This window comes from Telmatospirillum sp. J64-1, from assembly GCF_006980715.1.
In the GTDB taxonomy this organism is placed as follows: domain Bacteria; phylum Pseudomonadota; class Alphaproteobacteria; order Rhodospirillales; family Magnetospirillaceae; genus Oleiliquidispirillum; species Oleiliquidispirillum nitrogeniifigens.
The window spans coordinates 443,680-468,617 of sequence record NZ_SBHN01000001.1; the positions used below are offsets into that span (position 1 = coordinate 443,680).

Sequence of the window (24,938 nt, forward strand, 5' to 3'; positions counted from 1 at the left end):
ACCTGTCATAACAAGGAGGGTGGTTCAGGCGGACAGGCGCTGGGCCTCGGCCGCCTGTGCCATCCAGGCGGCGACGGCCTCGGCTTGGCTCTTGTCCAGGTGAAGGCCGAGCTTGGTCCGCCGCCACAGCACGTCCTCGGCGGTGCGGGCCCATTCCCGGCGCATCAGGAAGTCGAGCTCCGCTTCATAGAGACCGGCGCCGAAATGGCGGCCCAGCGCGGCCTCGCTGCGTGCCGTGCCCACCAAGTCGTAAAGGCGCGTGCCGTAAAGCCGCCCATAGCGTGTCAGCAGTCCTGCCGGCATCCAGGGCAGGCGCCTTGCCGCCTCGCGCAGGAAGGCATCGAAATCGGCATCGGCGATGTCGCCGCCGGGCAGGGGGGCCTTGGCCGTCCAAGGCTTGGCGATGCCTCCCAGCAGCGGGGAGAGCTTTTCCAGCGCATGTTCGGCCAGCTTGCGGTAGGTCGTGATCTTGCCGCCGAAGATCGACAGAAGCGGCGCCTCGCCCTCGGCGGCATCGATGTCGAAGACATAGTCGCGGGTGACGGCCGAGAGATTGGCGCTCTTGTCGTTATAGAGCGGGCGGACGCCGGAATAAGTCCAGACGATGTCGTCGCGGCTGACTTTCTCGGTGAAATACTGGTTCACCAGATCGAGGATGTAGTCGATCTCGTTGTCGTCGATCGCCACCTTGGCCGGGTCGCCCTGGTAGGACAGGTCGGTGGTGCCCAGCAGGGTGAACTGGCCCTCATAGGGAATGGCGAAGGCGATGCGGCCGTCGCCATTCTGGAAGATATAGGAATGGGAGCCTTCGAACTTGCGCCGGATGACGACATGGCTGCCCTTGACCAGCCGCAGATCGGCGCTGCGCTTCACCCCCTCGGCCCGCTTCATCACCTCGGTCACCCAGGGACCGGCGGCATTGACCAGTGCGCGGGCGGTGACCTCGAAGCTTTCGCCTTCGGCGGTCCTCAGGCGCAGCAGCCACCCGTCCCCCTGGCGGCGGAAGCTTTCGCAGCGGGTGCGGGTGTGGATCGCCGCGCCCCGGGCCTGGGCGTCCAGGGCGTTCAGCACCACCAGCCGGGCGTCGTCGACCCAGCAGTCGGAATAGGCGAAGCCCGTGCTGTATTGCCCGTCCAGGGGCCGGCCCTCCGGACTGCTGCGCAGGTCCAACCTGGTGGTGCCGGGCAGGATTTGGCGGCCACCGAGATGGTCGTAGAGGAACAGGCCCAGGCGGAGCAGCCATTTCGGCCGCAGTCCCTTGTGATGAGGCAGGACGAAGCGAAGCGGCCAGATGATATGCGGTGCGGCGCGCAGCAGCACTTCGCGCTCCATCAGGGCCTCGCGGACCAGGCGGAACTCGTAATATTCCAGATAGCGCAGCCCGCCATGGATCAGCTTGGTACTGGCCGAGGAGGTGGCACGGGCCAGGTCGTCCTGCTCGCACAGGAAGACCTTGAGGCCCCGGCCGGCGGCATCGCGGGCGATGCCGGTGCCGTTGATGCCGCCGCCGATAACGGCGATGTCGTAATGGGGAAGACTCATCACATCACCTTGTTGCGCAGCCAGGCCGCCAGGGCTTCGCCGGCGACGACCATGGCGATGATCGCCAGCAGGATGGTGGACACCGTCTGCCAGGCGAAGGTGTCGATGGAACCTTGCAGGATCAGGCCGATCCCGCCGGCCCCCACCAGCCCCAGGACGGTGGATTCACGCAGATTGATGTCCCAGCGCAGGATGGTCACGGCGACGAAGGTCGGCACCACCTGCGGAATGATGCCGTAGAGGATGATCTTCATGCGCGACGCACCGACCGCTTCCAAGGCCTCGATGGGTGCGCGGTTGATTTCCTCGATGGCCTCGCTCATCAGCTTGCCCAGGAAGCCGATGGAGCGGAACATGATGGCGATGATCCCGGCCAGCGCGCCCGGCCCGAAGATGGCGACGAAGAGCAGCGCCCAGATGATGGTGTTGACCGAGCGGCTGGACACCAGGATGACGCGGCCCAGCCACAGCGTGGCCCGGTTGGGCGTGGTGTTCTGCGCCGCCAGCCAAGCCACCGGCATCGACACCAGGACCCCCAGCACGGTGGCGATGGTGGCGATGTTCAGCGTCTCGACGATGGCGCTGGCGATGCTGGGCAGGCGCGACATGTCGGGTGGCGACATGCGGATGAACAGGTCGGCGATCTGCACGGGCGCATCCATCACCCATTCCGGGTCGATGTCGATGTTGTAGATCGACCAATAGGCGGCCAACCCGATCAGCAGGGTCACGGCATAGCGCGTCCAGCGCTCGCGGGGGCTATGGCGGCTCCAGGCGCGGTGGGCGGCGCCCATGCCGGCCATCGGGGTATCTTCGGCGGCGCTTACCATAGCTTCCTCCGAATCCGTCCGCTGATGGCTTCGCTGAGCAGGATCGCGGCGATGATGATCAAGGTGATGGCGAAGGCGAAGTCGTAGTCGTAGCGGCGGAAGGCGTTCATCAGCGTCGCGCCGATGCCGCCCGCGCCGACGATGCCGACCACCGCCGAGGCGCGCAGGTTGCTGTCGAACTGATAGATCGTCAGGCCGATCTGGCGCGGCATGATCTGCGGCAGGACGGCATAGATCAGGGTGATGAAATAGCCCGCCCCGGCGGCGCGCAGGGCCTCGACCTGCCCCCAGTTGATCTCCTCGATCCGTTCGGCCAGCATCTTGGCGACGAAGCCGATGGAATAGATGGCCAGCGTCAGGATCCCTGCCAGCGGGCCGAAGCCGACCGCCTTGACGAACAGGATGGCGACGATGATGGGATGGAAGCTGCGGGCGACGATGATGATGCCCCGGCCCAGCAGGTAGACCGGCTTGGGCGCGAGGTTGCGCGCGGCCATGAAGGCGATGGGGATGCTGAGGCCGACCCCCAGGATGGTCGACAGGATGGCGATGCGCAGGGTTTCCATCAGGCCGGTGAAGACCAGTTCCGGACGCTTGAGGTCGGGCGGAAAGGCGCCGGAGAAGATGCGGGCCGCACGCGGCAGGCCTTCCTGGATGCGGTTCCAGTCGAAGGGCAGGGTGGACAGCGCCCAGACGAAATAGACGATGACGAGAAGGATCAGGCTCCAGCGCAGGGCCGGGTTGGGGATGAGGGACGGCTTGCGCCAGGTGCGCCGGGCGGGCGGCGCCAGGGGATTGGAAACCGGCTCGCTCATGGCTCAGCCCGCCGCGGCACGCAGGATGACGCCTTGCGCGTCTTCGCGCTCGGCCGCCGGGACGCCGTCATAGACATGGTCCATCGCCTCGGCATCGAGATCGGAGGGCAGGCCGTCGAAGATGATGCGGCCGAAGCGCATGCCGACGATGCGCTGGGTGAATTCCTTGGCTTCCTGCACGTTGTGGATGTTGATTAGGACGGGCAGGCGGTATTCCTCGGACAGGGACCGCAGCAATTCCATGATCTGGACCGAGGTCTTGGGATCGAGCGAGGCCGTCGGTTCGTCCGCCAGCAGGATTTCCGGTTCCTGCATCAGGGCGCGGACGACGCCGACGCGCTGGCGCTCGCCGCCCGACAATTCGTCGGCGCGCTTGTTGGCGTAATGGGCGATGCCGACGCGCTCCATCAGGTGGAAGGCGCGGTCGATGTCTTCCTGCGGGTATTTGCGCAAGGCGGCCCGCCAGAAGGGGACGTAGCCCAGCCGCCCGGACAGCACATTTTCCATCACCGTCAGGCGGTCGATCAGGTTGAAGCCCTGGAAGATCATGCCGATCCGCCGGCGCGCCATGCGCAGGCTCGACCCCTGCAGATGGGTGAGATTGACGCCGTTCAATTCGATGGTGCCGGATGTCGGCTCGACCAAGCGGTTGATGCAGCGCAGGAGAGTACTCTTGCCGGCCCCCGAGGCACCGATGATGGCGATGCAGCTCTGGCCCGGAACCTCCAGGTTCAAGTCGCTGAGAACAGCCTTGCTGTCGCCGTAGCATTTCACGAGATTACTGATTTTGAGCATCACGCCCTCCAAGAAGCCGACCAGGAAGAAGGGGCCGGCCGGATCGACCGGCCCGTGGGGTTCATCCGGTTACTTCTCGGATTGCAGGCCTTCGGCCGTATAGCGCACGCCGTTCGCGGCCTGGATCTGGCGGATCACTTCCCAGTCTTCCTTGTAGGTGATGGGGATGAACTGGGTCACGTCCTTGAACTCCTCGCCCAGGGCGGTGCCCCGGAAATCGAAGGTGAAGAAGGCCTCGCGGATCTTCTCGACGAGGTCCGGGTGCAGGTTATGGGCATGGGTGTACGAGGTCGTGGGGAAACGGGCCGATTCCCAAACGATCTTGACCTGCTCCGGATCGTAGAGGCCGCGCTGGGCCATGCGCTCGACCACTTCCGAAGCCACCGGGGCGGCATCGAAGTCACCAGCCACCACGCCCAGCATCGACTGGTCGTGCGATCCCGAATAGACCACGGTGTAATCGCTGTCGGGGGTCACCCCCAAAGCGGGGAACAGGGCGCGCGGCGCCAGATTGCCGGAATTGGAGGTGGGCGAGGTATGCGCCACGCGCTTGCCCTTCAGATCCGTCAGCGATTCGATGCCGCTATCGGCCTGGGTATAGACCTGCAAGGTATAGCCGAAGCTGCCGTTCTCGCCGCCCATCAGGGCAAAGGGCACGGCGCCAGCCAGGTTAACGGCGAAGGGGGTGGGACCGGTGGAGAAGCCGGCGATATGCAGGCGGCCCGAACGCATCGCCTCGACCTGGGCCGAGTTGGATTGCACGGCGAAGAAGCGGACCCTCTTCCCGGTGACATTCTGCAGATGCTCGATGAAGGGTTCCCAGATGTCGCCATAGACCGCCGGATCCTCGACCGGCGTATAGGCGAAGATCAGGGTGTTGGGATTGACGAACTGGCTGGGATCGGTCGGCGGATCGGCGGTCAGGTCGCCGTCGCGATCGCAATACATCCTGTCGAGGTCGCCGCGCGGGCAATCCTCGTTCGCATGGGCCGGGGCAAGCGCCAGGGTCGCGGCCATTCCGGCCGCCGCCAGGGCGTAAAGGCTGCGAGACGCCAACGGGGTGTGCGTCCTTTTCTCCATCATTGTCGTTCCTCCACCTGCTGTTTTGTCGTTTCCGCGAACATTCCCGATGCTCGTCGTCTTGAGCGGCCGTCAGGTGAGCCCTCATGGCAGCATCTTAGCGCTCATATCTTGGCATCTGCAACATGAGTTTGAGATATAATGTTGTAGTTGCCAATATCTATGTTGAGGGTGCAACATGATGCTCCTGCGTCGTCGTGACGCGCCGCGCCCGCCCTAGCGGGAGCCGCCAGCCAAGGAGAATGATGAGCATGGAGCAGACCCGGACCGTTCTTCTGCCCCTGGACCTGTTTCCCCTCGCCGAGCGCCGGGCTGTACGGGCCGTGCTCACCGATATCGACGACACGCTGACGCATGACGGCTATCTTCCGGCCAAGGCCTACGAGGCCATGGAAAAGCTGCGCGCGGCGGGATACCTGGTCATCCCCGTGACCGGTCGTCCGGCGGGGTGGTGCGACCTGATCGCCCGGCTTTGGCCGGTCGATGGCGTGGTCGGCGAGAATGGCGCTTTCTATTTCCGTTATCTCAAGGAACAGCGCCGGATGCTGCGGGTCTATACCCGTGACGAGGAAACGCGCAGGGCCGACAAGCACGGCCTGAAACGCATCGAAGGCCGCGTCCTAGCCGAGATCCCGGGATGCAGGATCTCCGTCGACCAGCCCTATCGCGAGGCCGATCTTGCGGTTGATTTCGCCGAGGACGTGCAGCCATTGCCGCGCGAGGACATAGAGCGTATCGTGCGCATCTTCGAAGAAGAAGGGGCACAGGCCAAGGTGTCGTCCATCCACGTCAATGGCTGGTTCGGCAGCTATGACAAGCTGAGCATGGCGCGCCGCATCATGGCCGAGCAGTTCGGCATCGACATCGACACGCCCGAAGGCAATCGCAGCGTCGTCTTTTCGGGGGATTCCCCCAATGACGAACCGATGTTCGCCTTTTTCCGGCATAGTGTGGCAGTTGCCAACTTCATGGCCTTCGCCGACCGGGTGCAACACCAGCCGCAATGGCTGACCAGATCCTGCGGTGGTGAAGGCTTCAGCGAACTGGCTGCCTGCCTGATCGAGGCCGGTGGCGGGCAGAGGGGGAAGGATGCTGCAGAAGCTTCGTAAGGAAGAGCGGCGCTCGCTGATCATGAGCGAATTGCGCGCCTCGCCCCTGGTGCGCATTTCGGCCTTGGCCGAGAAGTTCGGCGTGACCACGGAAACCATCCGCCGCGACCTCGACGCGCTGAGCAAGCAGGGCTTGGTGGCGCGGGAATATGGCGGTGCCTCGGCCCGGCCGATGGGCGTGCAGCCGCCGGCCCGCGAGCGCGGACGGGAACTGACCGAGGAACGCTCGCGCATCGGCGCGGCGGCGGCGGCTCTGGTCATGCCGGGCGAGGTGCTGATGATCGATACCGGCTCGACCACCGGCCATCTGGCGCGCCACCTGGCGGCGATCGGCGAGGACCTGACGGTCGTGACCAACAGCTATCCGGTGGCCAGCGACGTCTCCAGCGGCGATGCGCGGGTGGTCATGTGTCCGGGGGAATTCGACCCGCGCGAAGGCGGCGTCTATGGCGTCGACAGCGCGGAATATCTGCGCCAGTTCCATGCCAACAAGGCCTTCATCGGGGCCAGCGGCATTTCCAGCGACGGCCTGAGCGACGTCAACCGCAATGCCGTCTCGATCAAACGGGCGATGATCGAGCGGGCGGGCGAGACCTATGCCCTGGTCGATCACAGCAAATTCGGCGCGCGCCTGCTGGAATCGGTCGGCCCGCTTTCCGCCCTGGCCGGCCTGATCACCGACCAGGAACCGCCCGCCGAGCTGCGCCTGGCGCTGGAACGGGCGGGCGTCCAGATCATCGTCGCCGAGCCGCAGGTCTGAAGAAGGAGGGACGGGAGCAGGGGATACCCGCTCCCGTCCCCCCGGCCGTTACATGGTGGGGAAGTTGAAGGCCGCCCCGGCGCGGATGCCGGTGGGCCAGCGGGAGGTGACGGTCTTCAGGCGGGTGTAGAAATGCACCCCTTCAGGCCCATAAATGCCGTGGCTACCGAAGGCGGAATTCTTCCAGCCGCCGAAGCTGTGAAAGGCCACGGGCACCGGGATCGGCACGTTCACGCCGACCATGCCGATCTTGATGCGGCTGACGAAATCGCGGGCGGCGTCGCCGTCGCGGGTGAAGAGGGCGGTGCCGTTGCCGAACGGATTCCTGTTGATGAGTGTGACGGCTTCCTCGTAAGAAGCGGCGCGGACGACGCTCAGCACCGGGCCGAAGATCTCTTCCTTGTAGATGGTCATGTCCGGCGAGACGCGGTCGAACAGCGTGCCGCCCAGGAAGAAGCCGTTCTCGTAGCCCTGCAACGAGAAGCCGCGTCCATCGACGACCAGTTCGGCCTTTTCACGCAGGCCGGCCTCGATATAGTCGGTGACCTTTTCCAGATGCTGCCGGGTGATCAGCGGGCCCATTTCGGCATCGGGATCGGTGGAGGGGCCGATCTTCAAGGCGCGGACGCGCGGGGCCAGCTTCTCGACCAGCTTGTCGGCGGTTTCCTCGCCGACCGGAACCGCGACGGAGACGGCCATGCAGCGCTCGCCAGCCGAGCCGTAGCCCGCGCCCATCAGGGCGTCGGCGGCCTGGTCGAGATCGGCGTCGGGCAGGATCACCATGTGGTTCTTGGCGCCCCCCAGGGCCTGCACGCGCTTGCCATGCGCGGCACCGGTGGCATAGACGTATTGCGCGATCGGCGTCGAGCCGACGAAGGAGATCGCGGCGATGTCGGGATGGGCGAGCAGCGCATCGACCACGGTCTTGCCGCCATGGACCACGGTCAGCGCGCCTTCCGGCACACCGGCTTCATGAGCCAGTTGCACGATCAAGTTCGAGGCGGAAGGGTCGCGCTCGGAGGGCTTCAGGATGAAGCAATTGCCGCAGGCCAGGGCCATGGGGAACATCCACAGCGGCACCATGACCGGGAAGTTGAAGGGGGTGATTCCGGCCACCACGCCCAGCGCCTCGCGCCCGGCGAAGGTATCGATGGCGGGGCCGACATCGCGGGAATACTCGCCCTTCAGCAAATGGGGGATGCCGCAGGCGAACTCGACCACTTCCAGGCCGCGCTGAACCTCGCCCAGGGCATCGGGATGGGTCTTGCCGTGCTCGGCCGAGATCACCCGGGCGATACGGTCGGCATTCTCTTCCAGCAATTGCTTGTAGCGGAACATGATGCGCGCCCGCTTCATGGGCGGCGTGGCGGACCAGGCGGGAAAAGCGTCGAGGGCGGCGGCGACGGCGGCCTGCACCTCGGCTTCTCCGCCGGCAACAAGCCGCCCGGTCTGCTCGCCGGTTGCCGGATTATAAACGGGCGTGGCCTCGGCCGTGCCCTCCATCACCCAGCCGGGGATGATGTGGGAAATCTCGCTCATTTCGCTTTGCTCTCCTGATTGTCCACCACCGGATGAAGGCGGGCGGCGTTGGGGCCGCCCGCCCTCGAAGTCCGGTCAGCCACCGCTCTGGATGGCTTCTTCCATGATCTTCTGGGCCTGCTCGGCCCATTCGCGGCCGCCGATCGAGTCGTAGAAGCTCGGCCACAGGGCACGGGCGGCTTCCTGCCACTTCTCTTCGTCCTTCGGCGGGCCGACCAGGGTCATGCCGCGTTCGACCAGTTCCTTCTTGGCGGCTTCGGTTTCCTCATATGCCACCTGGCGCTGATAGTCGGCAGCTTCGCGGCCCGCACGGTTCAGGGCTTCCTGGATATCGGCCGGAAGACGCTGATAGACGCGCTCGCTGATGATCAGCGGGCCGGACCAGATCATGTAATGGATTTCGGTGATGTAGTTCTGCACCTCGTAGAATTTCGACGAGATGGAGGTGGTGTAGGGGTTTTCCTGGCCGTCGATGACGCGCTGCTGCAGGGCCGGGAAGACTTCGCTCCAGGCCATCGGAATGGGATCGATGCCCCAGGCCTTGAAGGTGTCGATGGCGATCTTGTTGGGCGAGACGCGGATCTTCAGGCCCTTCAGGTCTTCAAGCGTTTCCACCGGCTTGCGCGAGGTGGTCAGCACCCGGAAACCCTTCTCGAAATAGCCCAGCACGCGCACGCCCGCTTCCTTCACCAGGCGCTCGTTCAGCGGTTCCTGCAAGGCGTCCATGGCCGCCCAGGCCTGCTGGCTGGTGGTGAAGGCATAGGGCAGCATCATCACGCCGGCCGACGGGGCGAGCGGCACCAGATTGCCGGTATAGAGGATTTCCGTCTCGATGCTGCCCATGCGCACCGACTGGGCGACTTCCTCTTCGCTGCCCAGCTGGTTGGCCGGGTAGATCTGCACCTGGACCCGGCCGTTGGTGTATTCGTTGACCAGTTCCTGGAACTTGACCGCGCCCTTGTGGGTGGGGTTGGCCTCGTTGTCGCCGTGGGACAGGCGCAGCGTGTATTCGGCGGCCCAGGCGGCCGTGGTCGAGAATATCGCGGCGGCTGCCACCGCCCCGATCATGGCTTTCTTGAACATCCTTTATCTCCTCACTCAGTTTTTCTTTTCGGTTCGCAGGGTCAGACGCCGTAGCCGAGCATTCGCGGCAGGGCCAGGGTCAGATCCGGGATGAAGGCGACCAGCAGCAGCACCACCGTTTCCGCGATGATGAAGGGAATGGATGCCTTGCTGACCTCTTCCACCGTGGAATCGCCGATCTCGCTGGCGACGAAGAGGTTCACCCCCAGAGGCGGCGTCGAATAGCCGATCTCGCAGGCGATGGTGAACATGATGCCGAACTGGATGGGATCGAGACCGACGCTGGTCGCCACCGGCAGAAGCAGGGGCGTCAGGATGATGATCTGCGTCAGCGTCTCCATCCACATGCCGATGAAGATCAGCATCAGCACGATCAGCAGGATCAGCAGCGTCGGATCGCCGACCGCGCCGATCAGGAAGCCCGACACCTGCTGGGGCACCTGGAACATGGACAGCAGGCGGCCGATGATGCGCCCGGTGACCAGCACCAGCATGACCGTGCCGGTGATGCGCACGGAATAGATCATGCTGTCGATCAGGCCGTCGAGGCTGATCGAGCGATAGATGAAGATGCCGACGAACAGTGCATAGAAGACGGCCACCACCGAGGCCTCGGTCACCGTGAAGATGCCGAGATAGATGCCGCCCAGGATGATGACCGGGGCCAGCAGCGCCCAGATGGCTTCCCGCGCCTTTTGCAGGATGAGGCGCAGGCTGCGCGGTTCGGCGTCCAGGGCGCGATAGCCCTTGCGGCGGCTGATGATGGCGACGGTGACATAAAGGGCCAGGGCCAGCAGGATGCCGGGCACCACGCCAGCCAGGAACAGAGCGGTGATCGAGGTTTCCGAGGTGATGCCGTAGATGATCATGGGGATCGAGGGCGGAATCACCACACCGATGCCGCCTGCGCTGGAGGTGATGGCGCAGGAGAAGCCCTTGTTGTAGCGCTCCTTCATCATGGCCGGGATCATGATCGACCCGATGGCGGCGGTGGTCGCCGGGCCCGATCCGGAGATGGCGGCGAACAGGGTGCAGGCGACGATGGTCACCGTCGCCAGCCCGCCCGGTGCCGGTCCGACCAGGACGCGCGAGAAGTTGATCAGGCGGGCGGTCAGGCCGCCTTTTTCCATCAAGGCGCCGGCCAGGATGAACATGGGCACGGCGATGATGGTGAATTCGTTGACGGCGGTATAGGCGGTCTGCGCCAGATAGGACATGGGCAGGCCGGAGGCCATCATGCCGATGACGGCGGCCATGCCGATGGCGATGGCCACGGGCGTGCCCAGCAGCAGGAAGCCGGTGAACGACAGGGCGAGAAGAAGTGTCACGTTCATGATGCTGCCCTCAATCGTTCAGGCGGCCGTCGGCGACGTCGACGGCATCGTCAGGGGCCCGCCAGCGGCGCCACATGCACTGGATGATGCGAACCGACATCAGGGCGAAACCAAGGGGGACGATCATCTGGACCCAGGCGAGGTTGATGCCCGTGGTCTGCGAGATGAAGGGGAAGTCGAACATCGAGGCGACGAATTCCGCGCCGTACCAGACGACCACGCCGTTGAAGACCAGCCATACCAGGTCGGCGAGGGTCAGCATGACCTTCTGCCAGAAGGGCGGCATCAGGCCGATATGCAGCGACACCCGGATATGGCGGTCCTTTTCGGCGGCGATGATGAAGCCGAAATAGACCGCCCAGACGAAGGCGAAGCGCGCCACTTCCTCGAGCCAGCTCAGGGACTGGTTCATGATGAAGCGCAATCCCACCTGCCAGCCCAGCAGCGCCACCACGACGGTCATCAGCAAAGCGCCCAGCCATTCCTCGATGGTCCGGCTGCGGATCCATTCCGTCATCGACGTCTTCTTCTTGTCCTCGAGGCCCGCTTCGAGGCGGGCCGGGTTCTGCGCGCCTTCACCCATGAACACCTCCCGCCATCCGGCTTTCCGCCGCGAGCAGGCCCGCGAGCAGGTCGCGCGGCGTCTGCTTCTGCAGGGCCGCCAGTATTTCCGCCGTCAAAGACCGGAAGGCGCCGTTCTCGCGCAATTCCTCGGGGAAGACGTCCAGGGCCAGGAAGCCTTCGACCTGCGCCTGCGGTCGGTCGGCATGGGTCGCGCGGATCTGCGCACAGACGGAAGCCAGCGGGTCATGGACCGGAACGGGGCTGCCGTCGCGGGCGACGCCGCCGACATATTGCATCCAGGCCGCCAGGGTCAGGGCATGCAGCTCGACCGCTTCTCCCGTCCGCAGCAGATCGGCCGTGGAATCGGACAGGCGCTGCCGCACCTTGAAGGAGGAATCCGTGCCGATCTGTTCCAGGGGATGATGGATGGTCGGGTTGCGCAGACGTTGCAGCGACACGGCGATATAGGACTCCAGGTCCTCGCCCGGCGGACAGCGCAGGGTCTTGGCCTGGGCCTGCATGAAGCGCAGCGCGTATTCCGACAGCACCGGATCGGCGGAGGCTTCCGCGCTGGTGCGGAAACCGGACAGCCAGCCGACATGGGCGAGCGCCGTCTGCACGCCGTTGAGGATGCGGTGCTTCATCAGCTCGAAGGCTTCCACGTCGTCCGTGACCTGCACGCCGACCCGTTCCAGCGGCGGGCGGGGGCCGGTGAAGGCATCCTCGATCACCCATTGGCGGAACGGCTCGGTCACCACGCCCAGGGCATCGAAGCATCCGGCGGCTTCGGCAAGCAGGGCGCGGGCCTCGTCGTTCATGGCCGGGACGATGCGATCAACCATGGAACAGGGGAAGGTGACGGAATCCTTGATCCAGTCGGCCAGGCCGGTGTCGATTCGCCGGGCATAGTCCAGCACCACGCCGCGCAGCAGGCGTCCGTTGGCCGGGATGTTGTCGCAGCTGGCGACGGTCAGGCCCGGCAGGCCGGCGGCACGGCGGCGGCGCAGGGCTTCGACCAGATAGCCGATGGCGGTGCAGGCACCGCCGCCCTTCGCGACATCCGCCGCAATGGCCGAATTCATGTCCAGGCGCGTGGTGCCGGGGACATGGCAATAGCCCTTTTCGGTGATGGTCAGCGTCACCAGCGCCATGGCCGGGTCCGCCAGCAGGTCGAGACCGTTGCCGGAATTCGGGTCCTGCCGGTAATGGACCGCGCGCAGGCTGGACACCGCGCGCGCTTCGGCGCCCTGGCCGTCCCGCGCCAGCACGGCATAGCTGCCCTTCTGCGCTGCATGGGCGCCGGTCAGGTCGGGGGGAAGAACGTTCAGCCCGGTAATGCCCCAGGCGGTTTCGCCGCTGCGCAAGAGATCGTCGGCGTAAACGGCCTGATGTCCGCGATGGAAGGCGCCCGTCCCGAGATGCAGGATTCCCGAGCAGATGGCGCCGACATCATAGCCGAGGTCGAGACGTCCGAAGGTCGCCGTCATGATGCGGTTCCTCCGTTGTCCTAGAAATGGATCAGGACTTTGAGGCTGCGGTTCCGGTCGGCCGCCACCTCGAAAGCCTCGTCGAGCCGGTCCACGGGATAATCGCCCGTGACCACCCAGCTCAGGTCCACCTTGCCTTCGACGATCTCGGCGACGGCATCGTTGAATTCGTCTTCGAAGCGATAGGCCCCGACCAGGTCCAGTTCCTTGGTCAGCAGGCCGTTGATGGACAGGCGGCCACTGGGCGGCAGGAAGCCGACCTGGACGATGCGTCCGCCGGGGGCAGCCGCCTGGACGGCCATCTCCAGGCCTGCGGAAGCACCCGAGGCCTCGATGGCGACATCAATGTCCTTGGCGTCGGTCAGCGCCGCCACGGCCTCGGCCTCGGTGGCGACATTGATCACCTGATCGGCGACCATTTCGCGGACGCGGCGCAGCGGCGCGTCGGTGATGTCGGTCACCACGATCTCGGCCGCGCCGGCGCGGCGGGCGGCGATGGCGATCAGCGTGCCGATGGTGCCGGCGCCGGTGACCAGCACCTTGCGGCCGGTCAGGTCGCCGCCCCGGCGCACGGCATGCAGGGCGATGGCATAAGGCTCGGCCAGGGCGGCGAGGCGCAGGTCGGCCTGGGCGGGAATCTTGACGCATTGGCGGCGATGGACCACCGGCCGTTCGACGAAGCCGCCATTCTGGTGCGGGCGCTTGGCGGCGCTGCCGAGATAGCGCATGTTCTGGCACAGATTGGTGCGGCCGGACCGGCAATAGCGGCATTCGCCACAATGGAGCGAGGGATTGACCACCACCTGCTCGCCCGGCTGCAGGTCGGTGACGGCCGAGCCCACTTCCAGCACGCGTCCCGAGAATTCATGGCCCAGGACCATCGGGTCCCGTACGATGGAATCCCCGACCCGTCCTTCGGCGACATAATGCAGGTCAGAGCCGCAAATCCCGCCATATCCGAAGGAAAGGCGCACCTGTTCCGGTTCCAGATCCGTCTCGGGCCGATCCTCGACGCGCAGATCCTTGGCTGCGTGAATGACGCATGCTCGCATGGTCGTTTCCCATCCCAGTTTTTTACGTTTGGCCTTGATGGCGATGAAATTGGAACATACAATCCAATTTGCTTCAAGAATGAAATTTTTCTTCTAAAGTGGCATCGCTCCCCGGCAAGAGGGGACAGGAACAAAAGGGATTGAAGGTGGCCGAAGAGAACGAAACCTGCGAACACCCCGGCGCGGCGCCCGGTAATTTCGAGGCGCTGAAGCAGGTGATCGGCGCGCAATATGACGGATTGAGCAAGCGGCTGAAGCAGATCGCGGATTTCGCCCTGTCCAATCCCAATGCCATGGCCTTCAAGACCGTGGCCGAGATCGGCGCGGAAATCGAGGTCGCCCCCTCGGCCCTGATCCGCTTCGCCAAGGCGCTGGGCTATAGCGGCTTCAGCGAATTGCAGGCGGTGTTCCAGGAACGCCTGTCCGGCTTGGCGCCGAGCTATCGCGACCGCATCCGCCACCTCAAGAGCGATGAGGCCTCGGCCCAGCCGCTTTCCCTGATGGCGCGCTTCACCGAAGGCGCCATCGAGGCCCTGCGTCATCTGCAGGAGGAAACGCCGGCCGAGCATATCGAACGGGCCGCCGAGATCATGGCGAGCAGCCGCATGATCCATGTGGTGGCCAACCGCCGGACCTTTCCGGCCGCTTTCTACCTGTCCTACAACCTCAACCGCCTGGAAGTGCCGACGCATCTTCTCGACGGGGTGGGCGGCACGCTGAACGAGCAGACGGCCTTGATCGGGCCGCAGGACTGCCTGGTCGCCTTCTCGTTCAGGCCTTATGCCAAGGAAACCCTGGCCGTCGTCGAGAAGGCCCGCGCCATCGGCGCCTCGGTCATCACCATCACCGATTCGGCGCGCCATCCCTTCGCCGCCGTGGATATCTGTTTCGAAGTGGCGGAAGCCAGCGTGACCAGCTTCCGTTCCCTCAATGCAACCATGTCGTTGGCCCTCATCCTTGCCATCCGCACCGGCCAACGGTGCGAGACCTCCGAGGATTGACGCGGGCAAGTCCTAACAACATCAGGAAACGTCATAATGTCCCAGCCCACCGACCTCGACGTCATCACCATTGGCCGATGCTGCGTCGATCTTTATGCCGACCAGGTTGGAAGCCGTCTCGAGGACGCCCGCAGCTTCTCGAAATATATCGGCGGCTGCCCGACCAATATCGCCAGCGGCGCCGCGCGCCTGGGGCTGAAGAGCGCCTTGATCAGCCGCGTGGGGGACGAGCATTTCGGGCGCTTCGTGCGCGAGACGCTGGATCGGGAAGGGGTCGATACCAGCCATCTCAAGACCGACCCGCAGCGTCTGACGGCCCTGGCCATCCTGGGGATCGAGGACCGGGATACCTTTCCGCTGCTTTTCGTGCGCACTGATTGCGCCGATGCCGCGCTGGAAGAGGCCGATATCGACGAGGCCTTCATCGCCTCGGCCAAGGCGGTGGTCGTCACCGGCACCCATTTCTCGAAGCCGCATCTGGCGGCCGCCAGCCGCAAGGCCATGCGCATCGCCAAGCAGGCCGGGCGCAAGGTGATCCTGGACATCGACTACCGTCCCAGCCTGTGGGGGCTGCTCGGCATGGGGGCAGGCCAGAACCGTTTCGTCCAGAACGACGCCATCACCGCCCATCTGCAATCCATCCTGCCCGATTGCGACGTGGTGGTCGGCACTGACGAGGAAGTGCATATCGCCGGCGGCACCACCGACACACTGGCGGCGCTGCGCGCCATCCGGGCCGTCAGCAAGGCGCTGATCGTGCTCAAGCAGGGCCCCAAGGGCTGCGTCATGTTCCCGGGCGCGATCCCGAACTCGCTGGACGAGGGGATTTCCTCGGAAGGTTTCCCGGTCGAGGTCTTCAACGTGCTCGGCGCCGGGGATGGGTTCATGGCCGGATTCCTGCGCGGTTATCTGCGCGACCTGCCGCTGGAGGAATGCTGCCGCATTGCCAATGCCTGCGGCGCCCTGGCCGTCTCGCGCCACGGCTGCGCGCCGTCCTATCCCACCTGGGAAGAGCTTCAGGTCTTCCTGGAACGCGGCGTGGTCAATCCGCGCGTGCGGGAAGACGAGTGGATGGAGCATGTCCATTGGGCTTCCACCCGCCGCTATGTCTGGAAGGACATCTGCGCCCTGGCGATCGATCACCGGGTCCAGCTGGAGCAGATCGCCGATGAAGCCGGTGCTCCGCATAGCCGCATCCCGGACTTCAAGAAGCTGGCCCTGGAGGTGACGAAGGAGACTCCGGCGGGCAGCCTGTCCAAGGGCATGCTGCTTGATGGCCGCTATGGCGAAGCCGCGCTATTCGAGGCCTCGCGGGCGCAATTGTGGGTCGGCCGCCCGGTGGAACTGCCCGGCTCGAAGCCGCTGGCTTTCGAGGTCGGCCACAGCCTGGGCGTCGCCCTGCACGAATGGCCCGACGATCATGTGGTGAAATGCCTGGTCTTCTATAACCCCGAGGACCCGCAGCCCTTGCGCGACCAGCAGATCGCCAGCCTGCAACGCCTTGCCGCCTCGGCGCGCGGCACCCGGCATGAATTGCTGCTGGAAGTCATCATCGGGGCAGGGGCCGCCGAGAACAGCATGGCGCGCGCGCTCGAGCAGCTTTATGCCGCCGGGCTGAAGCCCGATTGGTGGAAGCTGCCCGACCAGACGGAAGCGGGATGGGCCGCGATTGCCGCCGTCATCGCCGCCAACGATCCCTATTGCCGGGGCGTGCTGCTCCTCGGTCTGGATGCCGGGCTCGACGAGATGACCCTCAGCCTGCAACGTGCCGCCCGGCAGCCGATCTGCAAGGGCTTCGCGGTGGGGCGGACCATCTTTGGCGATGCCGCCCGCGACTGGTTCGCGGGTCGGATCGACGATGCCGAGGCCAAGGCCCGCATGGCCGCGCGTTACCGGCAGCTCATCGACATCTGGCAGTCCAGCCGCCAGTCCAGTCTGGCCGCCTGAAAGACACGGCCGTCGCATTCGCATGCGACGGCCGAATTCTTTAAGGATCAGGCCGCGGCAGGCGCAGCGGCCGTCCGGTCCTTGATGGGAAAATGGAGGGCCGCGGCGACCAGCCCGGCCAGGGCGGTGGTGATCCACAGGATGGAATAGGAGCCGGTGACGTCGAGGACGAAACCGCCCGCCCAGGCGCCGAGGAACGAGCCGACCTGATGGCTGAGGAAGCAGATGCCGAACAGCGTGCCCAGATGCTGCAGGCCGAACAGCTTGGCGATCAGTCCGCTGGTCAGCGGCACCGTGCCCAGCCAGGTCAGTCCCATGATGGCGGCGAACAGCACGACCGAGGCTTCGCTCTTGGGCAGCAGGAAGAAGGCGGCGATGGACAGACCCCGGATCAGGTAGAGGCAGCCCAGGACATGTTGCTGCGGCAGCCTGCCGCCCATCCATCCGCAGGCCCAACTGCCGATCATGTTGAACAGGCCGATCAGGGCCAGCGCCGTCGCGCCGAGGGCGGGCGGCATATGGCACAGTGTCAGATAGGCCGGCAGATGCGTCGCGATGAAGGCGAGCTGGAAGCCGCAGGTGAAGAAGCCCAGGGTCAGCAGCCGGTAGCCCTGGTGGCGCCCGGCCTCGCCCAGCGCCTCGCGGATCGACAGCGGAGCTACCGGCTGTGGCGGGGCACCGGCGTCCGAGCGGCGGTCGAGAAGAAGGCCAAGCGGGGCGGCCAGCAGCATCACGGCGGCCAGGGCGACCAAGGCGGCGGTCATGCCCCAGCCGACGGTGATGGACTGGGCGAAGGGCACCATCACGACCTGTCCCAGCGAGCCCCCGGCACTGGCGATGCCCATGGCCGTGCTGCGCTTCTCGGCGGAGGCGGCGCGGCCGACGGCGGTCAGGACCACCCCGAAACTGGTGCAGCTGATGCCGATGCCGACGAACAAGCCCATGCCGATCAGCAGCATGGCCCCGCTGGGCAGCAGGGCCGAGATGGCCAGCCCCAGGGCGAGGACGAAGGCGCCGAAGCCGACCACGGGCGCGGCGCCCCAGCGGTCCGCCGCCGCCCCGGCGAAGGGCTGGGCGAAGCCCCAGGCGAGGTTGTGCAGGGCGATCGCCAGGGCGATCAGGGTCACCGGCAAACCGCGTTCGAAGGAGAAGGGTTCGAGGAACAAGCCGAAGGTCTGGCGGATCCCCATGGCGGCGCTCATGATCAGGGCCGCCGCCAGGGTCACGCCGATCACGGAACCGGCCATGCGCGTCATGCTGTCTCTCCCTTGCCAGGATTATGCGGCCCTCAGGCTAGGCCGGGGCGAAGACGGCGGCAAAGGAGAAGCATGTCACGATGGATGAGCTATACTCATCTCACTGCGGCGGGAGCGACTCGTCGAAGGTGCGGGCGGCGTCAAGGAGAAGGCGCTTGAAGGCGCGCAGTTCCGGACGCCGTTCGGCCCCTTCCGAACTGGCCAGCCAATAGGCCGCCTTCGCCCTCATCCCTTCCGGGCGGGCTTCCACCAGGGCGCTTGCGGCCAGTTCCTGGTCCACCAGCGGTCTATGCCCCAGGGCGATGCCCAATCCGGCCATGGCCGCCTCGCAGGCCATCTGAAGCGTGTCGAAGGTGAGCTTCCCCGAGGCTTCGGGACCCGTCAGGCCGGTATGTTCCAGCCAGCCCGGCCAATCCTCGTCGACGGTGGACACATGAATGAGAGTCGCCTTGCGCAGGTCCACCAACCCATCCTCCCCCCGCAGCGAATCGCGGTAGAGGGGAGTGCAAACGGGGATCAGATGCTCGCCGAACAATCGGTCCCAGGAGGCACCGGCGGAGGCCGCCTGGCTGCGGCGGATGGCGAAGTCGAAGCCGTCGGTGGGAAATCCCACCAGCCGCTGCGAGGTGTTGACCAGGACCGAGACCGTCGGCCATTGCTCATGGAAAACGGGCAGGAGGGGCAGCAGCCAGCGCGAGGCGAGGGTGGGCGCGCAGCTTATGGCGATGGCGCGCTTGTTGTGGCGGCTGGGCAGGCGTTCCGTGCCGACGGCGATCAACGCCATGGCCTCGGAGACGTAGGCCAGATAATCGGCCCCTTCGGGCGTGAGCGACAGCTTGCGGGGTTCGCGCAGGAACAAGGTGACCCCCAGGCTCTGTTCCAAAGCGACGATGCCGTGGCTGACGGCGCTGGGGGTGATGTTCAACTCCTCGGCGGCGCGTTTGAAACTGAGATGCCGCCCCGCGGCCTCGAAGAGGCGCAGGGCGGACAAAGGAGGAAGTCGCAAAGGCATGGTCCGCCGATCTTAAAGCATGACGCAGCAAATCTGCATCATGCTTTGAAATTCCATATCTGCCCTCTGCTTGGAAAAACTCAGCCGGGCAGACCGTCGATGCGGGGCTTGACCAGGATCGGCCAATAGACCACGGCGAACAGCGCCCATCCCGCCGTCCACAGGATGCCTGCCGGCAGGATGGCATATTCCAGGGGCAGGGAGACCCGCAGCAGGGCGGCGAGGATGACCAGTCCGTAGGCGAGGACCGTCGCGGGCGACGGCCTCAGCGGCCGCCCGGAATGTCCCAGGGCGGCGCGCGAGGCCACCGCCAGAATCATGACGCCGATGGCGCCCGTCGTCAGGGCATGCAGCGCGGCACTCGGCGGCACCATCCCGGCCAGGTCGGCGGCGGCTTTCAGCAGATAGCCCAGCGGCACCCAAAGATAGCCGACATGCAGGATCCAAACGAGCGGCATGCCCAGCACGCGGCGGCTCTGCCAGCCCTTCATGCGGATGAGTAGAAGGATGGCGGCGAAGAGGGCGGCAAGCCCGCTCCACAAGGAACCCGGCAGCAGGATCTCGGTGACGACCACCAGCATCACCGAAGGCACGGCCAGGCGGTCCAGCCAAGCCGGGGTGTGGCAGGTCAGGCGGTGGTCTCCCGTCGCCATGCGCAGGGCATTCTGGGTGAAGGCCGGGACGATGCGTCCGCCGATCAGGACGATCATCGCCGTGATCAGATAGGCCATGACATGCAGGGCGGTGACCGGATCGCCGAAATGGAACCAGGCATTCAGCCCAGCCAGGCCCAACAGCATGGCGGGGACCTGATAGTTGCGCCGGTTGCGGGCGATCCAGATGTCGCGCGCGATGAAGGCCGCCAGGGCGGGCAGGAACAACAAATCCAGCCATGCCCAGGCGCCTCCGGCCATCATGCCGAGGCGTCCGGCGAGGAATAGCAGGATCAGGCCGAGAAGCGGCATTCCCTGGATCGAGGGGCGGTTGGTCCATTTCGGCACCGCCGCCATCAGGAAACCGGCAATCGCGGCACCTGCGAAGCCGAACAGCATCTCATGGCCGTGCCAGAGCGCGTCGAGCGGCAGCAATCCCTGCCATGCCGCCAGCCACAACGCCAGCCCGCCCGCCGCCCACAGGGCCGAGAACAGGAAGAAGGGGCGATGGCCCGAGGCCAGCATGACATGGCCTTGCCAGGGTTGGGCGGTCGGTTCCGTCAGGGGAATGGTGATGGGCATGGCATACCTCCTGCGTCTGGATGGAGGATGGATGAAGCTGGTTTCCGGTCCGTTTCCGCTCACGCCGCCTTGGGCGTGCCAAGGATGTCGGAGCCGAAAACTTCGTAATGGATGCGGTCCGCCCCGACGCCCATGGCCAGCAGTTGGTCCCGCTGCAGGCGGAGGAAGGGCAGGGGGCCGCAGAGATAGTAATCGGCCTGCGGGCGCAGGACGTGGTCCTTCACCGCCTCCAGGTCGACCTGTCCGATGACGTCGTATTCCTCTCCCGCCCGGTCGCCCTCGGCGATCTTTTCCAGGAAGAGAAGGGCGGTGACGTTGGCATGATCCCGGGCCGCCTGGCGGACCCGCTGCCGCATCGCCTGGACGCTGCTGTCGCGGGCACCGTGGACGAAGACCACTTCGCGCCGGGACCCGCTGCCGGTCAGGGCGTTGAGCATGCTGATCATGGGGGTGATGCCGACGCCGCCGCTGATCAGGATCACCGGCGTGTCGCGGTCCTCGTGCAGGGTGAAGTCGCCGAAGGGCGGGCTCAGTTCGATTTCGTCGCCTTCGTCGAAATCGTCGTGCAGTAGGGTCGAGACCATGCCCACCGGGATGTGGGATCCTCTCCTGCCCTCGCGTTTCACCGAGATGCGCAGATAACGGCCGTTCGGGGCGTCGGAGAGAGAATATTGCCGGGGCTGGATCAGGCCCAGCGACGGCACGAAGACGCGCACACTGACATATTGTCCCGGTTTGAAGGCGGGGACCGGTCCGCCGTCGGCGGGCACCAGATAGAAGGACGTGATCTCGCAGCTTTCGGGCCGGATGCGCCGGATGGTGAAGCTGCGCCAGTCCTGCCGGCCGCCCAGGCCCTCGGCTGCCTTGCGGTGGAGCTCCGACTCCGCCGCCATCAGGATGGCGGCAAGCTGGTCATAGGCCGCCGTCCAGGCGGCGATCACCTCGTCCGTCACCGCATCGCCCAGGACTTCCCGGATGGCGGCCAGCAGGTTCTCGCCGACGATGTCATATTGCGCGGGCTGGATGTTCAGGCTGGCATGCTTGTGGGTGATCCGGCGGATGGCGGCGGACAGGACATGGGGCTGGTCGATATTGGCGGCATAGGCATGGACGGCATCGGCCAGCGCCCGCGGCTGGTCCCCGACGACTTGGTGGGCCTGGTTGAAGATGTTCTTCAACTCGGGATGCTTGCGGAACAGGCGCTGGTAGAAGTGACGGGTGATGGCAAGACCATGCTCGGCCAGGACGGGTGCGGTGGATTTGACGATCGTTCTGTGATGCGGAGACAGCATGGACTTCGTTCCTAAAGATGTATTTTAAATACCTTAATTGGATAGCATGCCCGTGCGGCAATGTCAGGTGTTTTTGGGAGGTATGGCCCGGCTTCCCAGAGGGCGGGAGCGCATGGGAAGGGTGCGGGAAAGGAAAGGATCGTGCCGTTTTCCCAGCCACCCATACCGTATGTATTCCTATCATTTCCAAGGGATGCATGAGGCGGATGCCGATAGAGCAGGTCGGATATTGACGCTGCCCCACCCATTCCTGTAGATGAAATGCCCCTTTGTCGCTGCATCACGATATTCACTCGTCTTCAGCATCAGGATTTCCCATGGCGCGCCGTTTCTTCCACAGACATCAGCCCTCTTTGCCCTGCCACGGCTGGCTCAAGGCGAGCCTTGGCAGCGTTTTGGGCATGGCCATCGTCGGCGCCATCGGCCATTTCAGCGACACCTTGTTCCTGATCGCGCCGTTCGCGGCCTCCAGCGTGCTGATCTTCGGGGCGCCGGAAAGCCCCCTGGCCCAGCCGACGGCGGTGATCGGCGGACATCTGCTGGGGGCGGCGGCCGGATTGCTGCTGCGGGTGGCCCTGCCGCCGGAATGGTGGGCCCTGGGTCTGGCCGTCGGCGGCGCGATCTTCCTGATGGCCGTCCTGCGGGTGACCCATCCCCCGGCGGGGGCCGTGGCGGTCGTGCTGTTCCTCAGCACCGCGCCGTATTGGCTGTTGCTGGCCGCGGTCCTGCTGGGATCGCTGGTCCTGGTTCTGTCCGCCACGCTGTTCCATCGCCTGCCGCCGTCCCGTCCTTATCCCATCCCCCATCCGCAAGAGCGCTAGGGTCACGGCTGGCCGTGGGACAGGGGCGGCAGGAAGGGGCCGCTGGGCAGCTTGCCGTCCAAGGCCTCGCGCAACTCCTCCATCAGGACGTCGCTGTCCAGGCCGTGGGACTGTGCGGCTTCGTGCAGGGTCATGAAAGGCGCCATGGAACAGCCGGGGCAGGCCATGCGCCGATACAGGAAGACAGGCAGCAGATCGGGCCAGGTCTCCAGGACCTCGGCCACCATCATGTCGGGGGAAAGAACCTGGTTGGACAGGGAAAGGGGGGGCATGGCGTCATCCTCGGGCTGATGGGGGCATTGTCCTTGTTCCCATACTAGGGCCTGAGGGAGGATGCTTCTTTGCGCCGGCGCAAACCGGCGCCCTTTTAGTCCTTCTGCTTGGGCGCGGGCAGGTCCTCGGCGATGGCGACCAGGCGATGGGGCTCGGTGATCACCACATGCTGGCGGGTGCTGGCGACGATGCCCTGGCCTTCCCAGGCCGAAAGGGTGCGGCTGACCGTGTGCAGGGTGGTTCCCGTCATCTCCGCCAGGTCCTGGCGCGACAGGGGGAAGTCGATCTCGACTCCCGTCTCCACGCGCCGCCCGGCTTGGCGGACCAGGCGCAGCAGGGCGTGGGCGATGCGCCGTTCCACGCGTTCGGTCGAAATCTCGCGCAGGCGCTTCTGTACCTCTCCGAAGCGCCGCCCGAGGATGCTCAGCGCATTGAGCGCGATGCGTGGATGCCTTTCCATCAGTGCCATCATGGTCGGCACCGACCAATGGATTTCCACGCAATCGGTGACCGCCAGTGCCTCGGCGGGATATTTGCCGCCCATGAACATGGCCAGGGTGCCGAACATCTCGCCCGCCCCCAGGAAATGCAGCACCACCTGTTGGCCGTCCGGCCCGGTCTGCACGATCTTGACCTGACCGTCGATCAGGGCATGCCCGGCCAGGGCTTCGTCGCCCTGGGAAAAGATGCGGGTGCCCTTGGGGATCAGCCGTGTCTGGGCATGGCGCACCACATCGGCCAGCGCCTCGCGCTCCAATGCCTTGAACAGCGGCATGCCATGCAGAACGGCGGGATCGGGAGAATGGGGCATCGGGGGCATTCCTTTCGTCAGACGACGCGCAAACAGTTTCCGCCTAAGTATCGGCGGCGAATTTGTTCCTCGACAAACATGCCGACCAAAGAGGGGCCTATGGTTTGGCCATGGACGACAGCTTGAATGTCTGAAAGGCAAACAGCCATGAATACTCGCCTCTCTCTCCTGACGACGACCGCGACGGCCCTGGCCCTGGCGCTCGGTTTCACCGCGCCGTCTTTCTCAAGCGATGCTCCCCTCGATGTCATCCGCTCTGCCAGCGAAGTGCCGGCCCCTCTCAGCCAGCGCGCGCCGCAGACGGTCAAGGTCGATCTGGAAACGGTCGAAGTCCTGGGCAAGCTGGATGATGGCACCACCTACCGCTACTGGACCTTCACCTCGCCCGGCGAGGAACCCAAGGTTCCCGGCCCCCTGCTGCGCGTCAGGGTCGGTGATACCGTCCAGGTGACTTTGAAGAATCATGAAGACAGCATCCTTCATCACAATGTCGACTTCCATGCCGTGACCGGCATGCATGGCGGCGGCAGCGCCACGGTTGCCGCACCGGGCGAAACCAAGGCCTTTACCTTCAAGGCGCTGGCACCGGGCCTCTATGTCTATCACTGCGCCGTGCCCATGGCGGCCCAGCATATCGCCAACGGCATGTATGGCATGATTCTCGTCGAACCCGAAGACGGACTGCCGCCGGTGGATCGTGAATTCTATGTGATGCAGGGCGAAATCTACACCGAGGAAGCCCATGGCAGCCGTGGCGAGCTGACCGAGAGCTATGACAAGCTGCTCAACGAACAGCCCGAATACTACATCTTCAACGGTGCCGCCGAAGCCCTGACCGGCGACAACGCCCTGCGCGCCCAGGTCGGCGAGACCGTCCGCATCTATTTCGGTGTCGGCGGCCCCAACAAGACCTCCAGCTTCCATGTCATCGGCGAGATCTTCGACAAGGTCTATAACCTGGGGTCGATGGACAGCCCGCCGTTGACCAATGTGCAGACCGTGACCGTGGCACCCGGCGGCGCGGTAGCGGTGGAAATGAAACTGGACGTGCCCGGCGATTACGTCCTGGTCGACCATGCCCTGTCCCGCGTCGCCCGCGGCCTTGTCGGCACCTTGGTCGTGGAGGGACCGGACCAACCCGACATCATCAAGATAGATAACCCCAACGCCCAGGTGACCCATAACAGCCGGCACTAATTTCTCCCCCCACCTCCTTGTTTTGGCTTCGACTTGGCCCGCCGGCCCCCCGGCGGGCCTTCTTTTTGCCTCTTTCGCGGTGCCCTTCGCCGCCGAATTTGCG

Annotated in this window: 23 protein-coding genes; 6 read left to right on the forward strand and 17 right to left on the reverse strand. The window is 65.4% G+C overall.

All coding sequences use genetic code 11. The annotated features are described in order from the left end of the window. Nucleotides 1–24: 24 nt before the first annotated feature. The 5 genes from EPD66_RS01985 to phnD form a co-directional block, all read right to left on the reverse strand. Complete coding sequence (locus EPD66_RS01985) at nucleotides 25–1,542, reverse strand: glycerol-3-phosphate dehydrogenase (protein ID WP_142846772.1); 1,518 nt, start codon at nucleotides 1,540–1,542, stop codon at nucleotides 25–27. Next, nucleotides 1,542–2,372: a phosphonate ABC transporter, permease protein PhnE gene (gene phnE / locus EPD66_RS01990; protein WP_142846773.1), complete on the reverse strand. Its 831-nt coding sequence runs from the start codon at nucleotides 2,370–2,372 to the stop codon at nucleotides 1,542–1,544. Before phnE (EPD66_RS01990) ends, EPD66_RS01985 begins: the two co-directional genes overlap by 1 nt. Continuing rightward, on the reverse strand, nucleotides 2,366–3,187 hold the full coding sequence (phnE, locus tag EPD66_RS01995) for a phosphonate ABC transporter, permease protein PhnE (RefSeq protein ID WP_142846774.1): 822 nt from the start codon (nucleotides 3,185–3,187) through the stop codon (nucleotides 2,366–2,368). Before phnE (EPD66_RS01995) ends, phnE (EPD66_RS01990) begins: the two co-directional genes overlap by 7 nt. Nucleotides 3,188–3,190: 3 nt before the next feature. Further along, the gene (gene phnC, locus EPD66_RS02000; protein ID WP_142846775.1) at nucleotides 3,191–3,982 is read right to left on the reverse strand and encodes a phosphonate ABC transporter ATP-binding protein; all 792 of its coding nucleotides are present in this window, start codon (nucleotides 3,980–3,982) and stop codon (nucleotides 3,191–3,193) included. A 69-nt stretch (nucleotides 3,983–4,051) separates the two neighbouring features. Continuing rightward, nucleotides 4,052–5,038: a phosphate/phosphite/phosphonate ABC transporter substrate-binding protein gene (gene phnD / locus EPD66_RS02005; protein WP_255448326.1), complete on the reverse strand. Its 987-nt coding sequence runs from the start codon at nucleotides 5,036–5,038 to the stop codon at nucleotides 4,052–4,054. 275 nt (nucleotides 5,039–5,313) lie between these two features. Between phnD and EPD66_RS02010 the strand changes: the two genes are divergently transcribed. Together EPD66_RS02010 and EPD66_RS02015 are read left to right on the forward strand one after the other, a co-directional pair. Beyond that, nucleotides 5,314–6,171: an HAD-IIB family hydrolase gene (locus tag EPD66_RS02010; RefSeq protein ID WP_142846776.1), complete on the forward strand. Its 858-nt coding sequence runs from the start codon at nucleotides 5,314–5,316 to the stop codon at nucleotides 6,169–6,171. Further along, the gene (locus tag EPD66_RS02015; protein WP_142846777.1) at nucleotides 6,152–6,931 is read left to right on the forward strand and encodes a DeoR/GlpR family DNA-binding transcription regulator; all 780 of its coding nucleotides are present in this window, start codon (nucleotides 6,152–6,154) and stop codon (nucleotides 6,929–6,931) included. Before EPD66_RS02010 ends, EPD66_RS02015 begins: the two co-directional genes overlap by 20 nt. A 48-nt stretch (nucleotides 6,932–6,979) precedes the next feature. On the opposite strand, the gene EPD66_RS02020 is transcribed toward EPD66_RS02015, so the two are convergent. From EPD66_RS02020 to EPD66_RS02045, 6 genes are all read right to left on the reverse strand, one after another. Then, on the reverse strand, nucleotides 6,980–8,470 hold the full coding sequence (locus EPD66_RS02020) for a CoA-acylating methylmalonate-semialdehyde dehydrogenase (RefSeq protein WP_142846778.1): 1,491 nt from the start codon (nucleotides 8,468–8,470) through the stop codon (nucleotides 6,980–6,982). Between the two features lie 75 nt (nucleotides 8,471–8,545). Further along, nucleotides 8,546–9,553, reverse strand: coding sequence for a TRAP transporter substrate-binding protein (locus EPD66_RS02025; RefSeq protein WP_142846779.1), 1,008 nt, complete (start codon nucleotides 9,551–9,553; stop codon nucleotides 8,546–8,548). A 41-nt stretch (nucleotides 9,554–9,594) separates the two neighbouring features. Next, a complete protein-coding gene (locus EPD66_RS02030; RefSeq protein WP_142846780.1) occupies nucleotides 9,595–10,887 on the reverse strand; it encodes a TRAP transporter large permease in 1,293 nt (430 codons plus the stop codon). 10 nt (nucleotides 10,888–10,897) lie between these two features. Next, a complete protein-coding gene (locus EPD66_RS02035) occupies nucleotides 10,898–11,470 on the reverse strand; it encodes a TRAP transporter small permease (RefSeq protein WP_221930842.1) in 573 nt (190 codons plus the stop codon). Next, nucleotides 11,463–12,938, reverse strand: a complete 1,476-nt coding sequence (locus tag EPD66_RS02040; RefSeq protein WP_142846781.1) for a mannitol dehydrogenase family protein — start codon at nucleotides 12,936–12,938, stop codon at nucleotides 11,463–11,465. Before EPD66_RS02040 ends, EPD66_RS02035 begins: the two co-directional genes overlap by 8 nt. A gap of 20 nt (nucleotides 12,939–12,958) precedes the next feature. After that, entirely contained in the window at nucleotides 12,959–13,990 is a 1,032-nt protein-coding gene (locus EPD66_RS02045) for an L-idonate 5-dehydrogenase (RefSeq protein WP_142846782.1), read from the reverse strand. A 146-nt stretch (nucleotides 13,991–14,136) separates the two neighbouring features. Here EPD66_RS02045 and EPD66_RS02050 point away from each other — a divergent pair, with 146 nt between their 5' ends. Both EPD66_RS02050 and iolC read left to right on the forward strand, forming a co-directional pair. Beyond that, nucleotides 14,137–14,991, forward strand: a complete 855-nt coding sequence (locus tag EPD66_RS02050; protein ID WP_255448334.1) for a MurR/RpiR family transcriptional regulator — start codon at nucleotides 14,137–14,139, stop codon at nucleotides 14,989–14,991. 36 nt (nucleotides 14,992–15,027) lie between these two features. Then, entirely contained in the window at nucleotides 15,028–16,938 is a 1,911-nt protein-coding gene (gene iolC / locus EPD66_RS02055; RefSeq protein ID WP_142846784.1) for a 5-dehydro-2-deoxygluconokinase, read from the forward strand. A 47-nt stretch (nucleotides 16,939–16,985) separates the two neighbouring features. Here iolC and EPD66_RS02060 read toward each other — a convergent pair whose 3' ends face one another. From EPD66_RS02060 to hmpA, 4 genes are all read right to left on the reverse strand, one after another. After that, entirely contained in the window at nucleotides 16,986–18,194 is a 1,209-nt protein-coding gene (locus EPD66_RS02060) for an MFS transporter (RefSeq protein ID WP_142846785.1), read from the reverse strand. A gap of 100 nt (nucleotides 18,195–18,294) precedes the next feature. Then, nucleotides 18,295–19,206: a LysR substrate-binding domain-containing protein gene (locus EPD66_RS02065; RefSeq protein ID WP_142846786.1), complete on the reverse strand. Its 912-nt coding sequence runs from the start codon at nucleotides 19,204–19,206 to the stop codon at nucleotides 18,295–18,297. An 80-nt stretch (nucleotides 19,207–19,286) separates the two neighbouring features. Then, on the reverse strand, nucleotides 19,287–20,441 hold the full coding sequence (locus EPD66_RS02070) for an NnrS family protein (protein WP_142846787.1): 1,155 nt from the start codon (nucleotides 20,439–20,441) through the stop codon (nucleotides 19,287–19,289). Nucleotides 20,442–20,500: 59 nt separating this feature from the next. Beyond that, nucleotides 20,501–21,733, reverse strand: a complete 1,233-nt coding sequence (gene hmpA / locus EPD66_RS02075) for an NO-inducible flavohemoprotein (RefSeq protein WP_142846788.1) — start codon at nucleotides 21,731–21,733, stop codon at nucleotides 20,501–20,503. 317 nt (nucleotides 21,734–22,050) lie between these two features. On the opposite strand from hmpA, the gene EPD66_RS02080 reads away from it, so the two are divergent. Next, entirely contained in the window at nucleotides 22,051–22,554 is a 504-nt protein-coding gene (locus EPD66_RS02080; protein ID WP_142846789.1) for an HPP family protein, read from the forward strand. A 2-nt stretch (nucleotides 22,555–22,556) separates the two neighbouring features. Here the strand turns inward: EPD66_RS02080 and EPD66_RS02085 are convergent, their stop codons facing one another. Then, nucleotides 22,557–22,826, reverse strand: coding sequence for a DUF1858 domain-containing protein (locus EPD66_RS02085; protein ID WP_142846790.1), 270 nt, complete (start codon nucleotides 22,824–22,826; stop codon nucleotides 22,557–22,559). Nucleotides 22,827–22,921: 95 nt separating this feature from the next. Then, nucleotides 22,922–23,638: a Crp/Fnr family transcriptional regulator gene (locus tag EPD66_RS02090; RefSeq protein WP_142846791.1), complete on the reverse strand. Its 717-nt coding sequence runs from the start codon at nucleotides 23,636–23,638 to the stop codon at nucleotides 22,922–22,924. A 147-nt stretch (nucleotides 23,639–23,785) separates the two neighbouring features. Between EPD66_RS02090 and nirK the strand changes: the two genes are divergently transcribed. Further along, entirely contained in the window at nucleotides 23,786–24,835 is a 1,050-nt protein-coding gene (nirK, locus tag EPD66_RS02095; RefSeq protein WP_142846792.1) for a copper-containing nitrite reductase, read from the forward strand. Nucleotides 24,836–24,938: the final 103 nt, after the last annotated feature.

Excerpts from the sequence above, each read along its gene's own strand:
- EPD66_RS02020 (WP_142846778.1), bottom strand. The coding sequence starts at position 8,470 with ATGAGCGAGATTTCCCACATCATCCCCGGCTGGGTGATGGAGGGCACG.
- iolC (WP_142846784.1), top strand. The coding sequence starts at position 15,028 with ATGTCCCAGCCCACCGACCTCGACGTCATCACCATTGGCCGATGCTGC.
- EPD66_RS02065 (WP_142846786.1), bottom strand. The coding sequence starts at position 19,206 with ATGCCTTTGCGACTTCCTCCTTTGTCCGCCCTGCGCCTCTTCGAGGCC.
- EPD66_RS02080 (WP_142846789.1), top strand. The coding sequence starts at position 22,051 with ATGGCGCGCCGTTTCTTCCACAGACATCAGCCCTCTTTGCCCTGCCAC.
- EPD66_RS02025 (WP_142846779.1), bottom strand. The coding sequence starts at position 9,553 with ATGTTCAAGAAAGCCATGATCGGGGCGGTGGCAGCCGCCGCGATATTC.
- phnC (WP_142846775.1), bottom strand. The coding sequence starts at position 3,982 with ATGCTCAAAATCAGTAATCTCGTGAAATGCTACGGCGACAGCAAGGCT.
- EPD66_RS02090 (WP_142846791.1), bottom strand. The coding sequence starts at position 23,638 with ATGCCCCATTCTCCCGATCCCGCCGTTCTGCATGGCATGCCGCTGTTC.
- EPD66_RS02085 (WP_142846790.1), bottom strand. The coding sequence starts at position 22,826 with ATGCCCCCCCTTTCCCTGTCCAACCAGGTTCTTTCCCCCGACATGATG.
- EPD66_RS02015 (WP_142846777.1), top strand. The coding sequence starts at position 6,152 with ATGCTGCAGAAGCTTCGTAAGGAAGAGCGGCGCTCGCTGATCATGAGC.
- EPD66_RS02060 (WP_142846785.1), bottom strand. The coding sequence starts at position 18,194 with ATGACGCGCATGGCCGGTTCCGTGATCGGCGTGACCCTGGCGGCGGCC.
- EPD66_RS02010 (WP_142846776.1), top strand. The coding sequence starts at position 5,314 with ATGGAGCAGACCCGGACCGTTCTTCTGCCCCTGGACCTGTTTCCCCTC.
- nirK (WP_142846792.1), top strand. The coding sequence starts at position 23,786 with ATGAATACTCGCCTCTCTCTCCTGACGACGACCGCGACGGCCCTGGCC.
- EPD66_RS02035 (WP_221930842.1), bottom strand. The coding sequence starts at position 11,470 with ATGGGTGAAGGCGCGCAGAACCCGGCCCGCCTCGAAGCGGGCCTCGAG.
- EPD66_RS01985 (WP_142846772.1), bottom strand. The coding sequence starts at position 1,542 with ATGAGTCTTCCCCATTACGACATCGCCGTTATCGGCGGCGGCATCAAC.
- EPD66_RS02030 (WP_142846780.1), bottom strand. The coding sequence starts at position 10,887 with ATGAACGTGACACTTCTTCTCGCCCTGTCGTTCACCGGCTTCCTGCTG.
- phnE (WP_142846774.1), bottom strand. The coding sequence starts at position 3,187 with ATGAGCGAGCCGGTTTCCAATCCCCTGGCGCCGCCCGCCCGGCGCACC.
- hmpA (WP_142846788.1), bottom strand. The coding sequence starts at position 21,733 with ATGCTGTCTCCGCATCACAGAACGATCGTCAAATCCACCGCACCCGTC.
- phnE (WP_142846773.1), bottom strand. The coding sequence starts at position 2,372 with ATGGTAAGCGCCGCCGAAGATACCCCGATGGCCGGCATGGGCGCCGCC.
- EPD66_RS02070 (WP_142846787.1), bottom strand. The coding sequence starts at position 20,441 with ATGCCCATCACCATTCCCCTGACGGAACCGACCGCCCAACCCTGGCAA.
- EPD66_RS02040 (WP_142846781.1), bottom strand. The coding sequence starts at position 12,938 with ATGACGGCGACCTTCGGACGTCTCGACCTCGGCTATGATGTCGGCGCC.
- EPD66_RS02045 (WP_142846782.1), bottom strand. The coding sequence starts at position 13,990 with ATGCGAGCATGCGTCATTCACGCAGCCAAGGATCTGCGCGTCGAGGAT.